This is a genomic window from Polaromonas sp. P1_E1_2, from assembly GCF_056406035.1.
On record NZ_JBFUAZ010000443.1, the window covers coordinates 1 to 3,670 of the forward strand.

General features: G+C 62.5%; 3 protein-coding genes and 1 pseudogene. 2 read left to right on the plus strand and 2 right to left on the minus strand.

Going from position 1 to position 3,670, the window contains the following annotated elements:
- Nucleotides 1–539 (minus strand): annotated as a pseudogene (locus tag AC1D1P_RS17615) (transcription-repair coupling factor); the annotation flags it as partial.
- A gap of 157 nt (nt 540–696) precedes the next feature.
- Here AC1D1P_RS17615 and ispD point away from each other — a divergent pair.
- Both ispD and ispF read left to right on the plus strand, forming a co-directional pair.
- Nucleotides 697–1,464 carry a 2-C-methyl-D-erythritol 4-phosphate cytidylyltransferase gene (gene ispD / locus AC1D1P_RS17620; protein WP_477673854.1) on the plus strand — a complete coding sequence of 256 codons (768 nt, stop codon included), beginning with the start codon at nt 697–699 and terminating at the stop codon, nt 1,462–1,464.
- Between the two features lie 43 nt (nt 1,465–1,507).
- Nucleotides 1,508–1,990 (plus strand): 2-C-methyl-D-erythritol 2,4-cyclodiphosphate synthase, encoded by a 483-nt coding sequence (gene ispF, locus AC1D1P_RS17625; protein WP_477669234.1) that lies wholly within the window; start codon nt 1,508–1,510, stop codon nt 1,988–1,990.
- A 101-nt stretch (nt 1,991–2,091) separates the two neighbouring features.
- Here ispF and AC1D1P_RS17630 read toward each other — a convergent pair whose 3' ends face one another.
- Nucleotides 2,092–3,468: a sensor histidine kinase gene (locus tag AC1D1P_RS17630; protein WP_477673855.1), complete on the minus strand. Its 1,377-nt coding sequence runs from the start codon at nt 3,466–3,468 to the stop codon at nt 2,092–2,094.
- Between the last annotated feature and the right edge of the window lie 202 nt (nt 3,469–3,670).

The following is a 3,670-nucleotide window of genomic DNA, read 5'->3' on the forward strand; positions in this document are numbered from 1 at the left end:
GGGCTGCCCATGGGGAAGAGGTCGATCAAACCACCGCGCACCGCGTATTCGCCGGGGCTCACCACTTGCGTCACATGGCTGTAGCCCGCTAATGTGAGCTGGGCTTTGAGCCGCGTTTCGTCAAGCTTTTGTTTGACCTTGAACTGAAAGGTGTAGCCCGCCAGGAAGCTGGGCGGCGCAAGGCGGTACAGCGCCGTGGTGGCCGGCACGATGACGACGTCGGCGCCGGTTTCCTTGTCGCGCTGCTGGATTCGCCACAGCGTGGCCAGGCGCTCGCTGATCAAATCCTGGTGCGGCGAGAAGGTGTCGTAAGGCAGGGTTTCCCAGTCGGGGAACAGCGCGCAGCGCAGGTCAGGCGCAAAAAAAGCGATCTCGTCCATCAGGCGCTGGGCCGTGGTGGCGTCTGACGTGATGATGGCGGTGAGCTTGCCGGCGGCTTTCTCGCGGATGCCCAGGCGTGCCAGCAGCAGGGCATCGGCAGAACCGGCGGGCTGGGGCAGGGTGTAGCGTTTGCCGGTGACGAGTGAGGGTAGGTGCATTGATCGGTGCGCTGGCGAGTGTGTCGTTTCAAACAATCAGGAAAGAGGAAGGCAGGAAAGGCCAAAATTCAAACGACAAAAGCCAGACACCCCAAACCATCCGGAGTGGGGTGCCTGCATGCGTTCAGGCATCGATTTTAGAATCTATGATGAAGTTATGACGACAAGCCCCGCCAATAACCGTTCCGAACCCCGTTTTTTTGTGCTGATTCCCTGTGCGGGGCAAGGTAGCCGGGCCGGAACGCCTCAAGCCAAGCAATACCAGGTGATTGACGGCATCCCTATGGTCCGCCATACCGTAGAGGCATTTCGGGCGCTTCCAGGCACTTTCGCCGGTTTGTGGGTGGTCATTTCCCCGTCGGATGACGATTTTTTGAAGGTGTTTCCCGATTTCGGCAACACGAACGAAACCCTGTGGGTTGGCGGCGGACTGACCCGTGCGGCCACGGTGCTGAACGGCCTCAAGGCGATGGTGGCGCGGCGACCCGACGGCGCGGCCCTGACCGACTGGGTGCTGGTGCACGATGCGGCGCGCTGCCTGGTCACAGCCGGGCAGATCAAGGCCCTGATCCATGAATGCCGCAATGACGCTGTGGGCGGCCTGCTGGCTCAAAAGCTGCCGGACACGCTTAAAACCGAACGGGACGGCCGCGTGGCCGCCACTGTGGACCGTAGCGACAAATGGCTGGCGCAAACGCCGCAAATGTTTCGTATCGGCGCGCTGATCGATGCGCTGGAGCACACAGGAGACGCTGTCACCGATGAATCCAGCGCCATGGAAGCAATGGGCGTATCGCCCAGGCTGGTCAACGGCAGTGCGCAGAACTTCAAGGTGACCTATCCGGAAGATTTCGCTCTGGCGGAAGCGATTCTCTGGCAGCGCAGACGCAGCGGCGAAGTGGCTGGTTTTGCCGGCAGCCCTTGAATGCCGCCTGACTATTCAAACCATCTTATGAAAGCCCTCATCCATGTCCCTCGTGAATTTTCGAATCGGTGAAGGCTGGGACACCCACGCGTTGGTGCCTGGGCGCAAGCTCATCATCGGTGGTGTGGACATTCCCCACACCGTCGGCCTGCTTGGCCATTCGGACGCCGATGTGCTGTTGCACGCCATCACCGATGCGTTGCTGGGCGCTGCCGGGCTGGGCGACATCGGCTCGCATTTTCCGGACACCGACGCGCGCTTCAAGGGCGCTGATTCGACCGTCTTGCTGGCGGAGGTCGGGCGCTTGCTGGCAGAGCGTGGCCACAAGATCGGCAACATCGACAGCACAGTCATTGCGCAGGCGCCCAAACTTGCGCCTTACATTGCGGCAATGCGCACGCGCATCGCAGAAGTGCTGGCGCTGGAAGTGGGACAGGTGAACGTCAAGGCCAAGACCGCCGAAAAGCTCGGCCCGGTAGGACAGGGCCTGAGCATGGAAGCCCGGGCTGTTGTTCTGCTTTTTTAGTGCTATCGTTTTGATAGCTGATCGCGCACGGCCTGCCTGGTCGGAGGGGTGATTTCTCTTTGAGGCCGGCTGCGGAGCCGGGCAACCGTCCGCAAGGGGAATCAGCTCCTGCGCAGCTTGATATGCGCGGCGAGCCCACCGGAGCCTGTGTTGGCCAGGCCAAACACACCGCCCATGCGGTGAATCGTCTTTTCGACAATCGCGAGACCCAGGCCCGCGCCGGTAGCGGCCGTGCGTGCGGCGTCTCCCCGGAAAAACGGGCGGGTGAGCTTGGACAAGGTCTCGGGCGCCACGCCCATGCCGTGATCCCGTACCTTGATCAGCACCCACTGGTCACGGCCTTTGGCCGCAATATCAACCAAGGCAATGCCGGTTTCAGGTGTCTTGCCGTAGCGCCTGGCATTTTCCAGCAGGTTTGAAATCACGCGCGACAACTCGACCTCGTCGGCCAGCACCGCCATGTCGTCCGGGATGGTCACCGTGACCCGCATGTCTTCATAGTCGGCGATGGCGTATACGGCGGCATCGACCACCGCATTGAGTGACACCCGCTCCAGCCGCGGTGGCTCGGGCCGTGCGTAGTCAAGGAATTTGTCGATGATGGCGTCCAGCTGGGTAATGTCGGCCGCCATGTGCTCGCGTGCATCCATGTCAGTGACGCTCATCTCGGTTTCCAGGCGCAGCCGGGCCAGCGGGGTGCGCAGGTCATGGGAAATCCCCGCCAGCATGATGACCCGGTCCTGCTCGATTTTGGACAGCTGCTCGGCCATGCGGTTAAAGCCGATGTTGACCTCACGGATTTCACTGGTCRCCACTTTTTCATCGAGCAGGCTGGCATCGAAGTCGCCGTCCCGCATCCGGCTGGCCGCGAACGACAGCTGCTTGAGCGGCCGGTTGATCAGGCGGGCAATAAAGGCTGCCCCGGCCAGCGACAGCGCTGCCGCCGTGATGAGCCAGATGATCCAGGTGCTGTTGCGCGAGGGCCCGATCTTGGAAGGGTCTGTGAGCAGCCAGTACGCATCGCCGTCGATGGTAAAGCCCACCCACAGGCCCTTCTGGCCGTTGACGCTGCTGGCCACCACCGTGCCGTTGCCCAGCCGCGCCTTGAGTTCTTCGGCGGTGCGCTCGCCCAACTCGTCGCTCTCGAACAATTCGAACTTGTCCTTGGGTTCCCTCGGCGTAATGCGTACGCGCTCCTCGTCCGCCAGGGTCTTGATCAGCGATACGCGGGCGATGGAGTCGGAATACCGGAGCGCGGCGCGGCTGAGATTGACCAGCGAGGCCAGCTGCTGCGCACTCTGGATGGCCCGCGGCTCGGATTCGAGTGCCCGGAAGGTCTGCAGCCAGGCAACGATGGAGCCGAACAGCAGTAGCGCCAGGAAAAAGAAGGTCCGCCAGAACAGGCTGAAACCCCTGCGCGGGCGCATTTCCAGCGGGGCCGGGGCGGTTTCGAGCGGAACTGGGTTGGTAGCGTCCATAAGGAAGTGGGGTACGTGGGCGCGAGCGCTGTGATCAATGGACGTTAGCACGATAAGCCCGCGCTACCGCAGTCAAGCTGTTGCCGCCTGTTGCAGGCCCGCCATACTTGCCCCCACGGTCGCTCACTTTGTGTAGCTCCCTGCCCCCCGAGGGGGCCGCCCGCCTGCGGCCTGGCAAAGCCAGTTCCGCGGCTCATGCTGG